At 31.6% G+C, this 1,258-nt stretch carries 1 protein-coding gene; it reads right to left on the bottom strand.

Translation table 11 applies throughout. The annotated features are described in order from the left end of the window. Positions 1-41 precede the first annotated feature (41 nt). Positions 42-1,025, bottom strand: coding sequence for an IS110 family transposase (locus CG11_RS26085; protein WP_052599911.1), 984 nt, complete (start codon positions 1,023-1,025; stop codon positions 42-44). Positions 1,026-1,258 lie beyond the last annotated feature (233 nt).

Raw genomic sequence — 1,258 nt, 5'->3', positions numbered from 1 at the left:
AATTCGTGATGAACTGTGTATATATGCAAACAAAAAAGTGATTAATTTACATTAAATTTTAAATAATACTGGTTATCAAAAGGATTACCAGATTTGACAACGCCAAAAACCTGTTTGACAAGTTTATGCATAACAGCAACAGCAGCAACCTTGTGGCATTTTCCGATGCTTCGCAAACGATCGTATAAATCTTTACAACTTTTATTATATTTCCTAGCACTTCGGGTAGCCATATATAAGCATGCTCGAACTTCTGCGTTTCCTTTTTTTGTTATTCCTCCTTTTTTATAAACAGAAGATCCAGAAATATGAGAAGAAGGAGCAAGACCTAGAAACTTAGCTAGTTGCTGTGGTTGCTTGAAATTTTGTATACCTCCTGTTGCACAGATTAATGCCTGTGCTGTTTTAGATCCAATCCCAACAACTGATTGCATCAATTCCAGTTGATGTTCTATCTCCTCATCATCAAGCGTATTTAATTGCTCTTCTAGTTCTTGAATTTCAATCTCTACGGTTTGTAAAATTGTTTTTAATGATTCTACAGCTTTAGTCGCAAATACAATTTGGTGATTAAAAGCATGCAGTTGATTTTTTAGCATTTGACGTTGCTTTTTTAAGCCACTTATCGTTGTCAAAAGTTGTTTTCGGTTTTCCATATCATCTGTTCGATGGTTGTATAAAGGCAAGTCTAAACGTTGTCCCATCAAAGCTAATGCTTTGGCTGCTTGTACATCATTTTTATTAGTGATACCTAGTACTTGCATGAAATTATGGCTTTGACTAGGATTAACAAGGGATACGTCGAAACTTAAATTTCTTAAAAAGTATAAGACTCGTTGACTGTAACAGCCAGTCGGTTCTAAGACAAATAAAGTATTTTTTGTTTTTATCTTAGATAACCATATCCTTATTTCTAGATTTGTATTTTTAATTGAATAACTTTTGTTATTTGAATTTGTTAATTCGTTAATATCTAAAACATTTTTACTGACATCAATTCCAATAATAGTTGTATAAGTACTCATTGGGATCTATTTTTTAAAATGAAAAAAAAGAATCATCATCGTTACACAGAGTCTTTTTCTGTTTTAAACAAATTGCTCCAAAGAACTGTCCGATTTTTATAGTGTAGTGTGGGGTTAAATATCACGATCGGTATTTTATACCATAATGTTTTCTACCTTTTTCACACTACTTTCTTGTATTTATACTTTTTTTTCACTTTTTTGTTTACAGTTTTAATGTACGATAATGTCTA

Origin of the sequence: Aureispira sp. CCB-QB1, assembly GCF_000724545.1 — a bacterium.
Taxonomy (GTDB): Bacteria; Bacteroidota; Bacteroidia; order Chitinophagales; family Saprospiraceae; genus Aureispira.
This window is presented reverse-complemented; position numbering and strand designations above follow the sequence as displayed.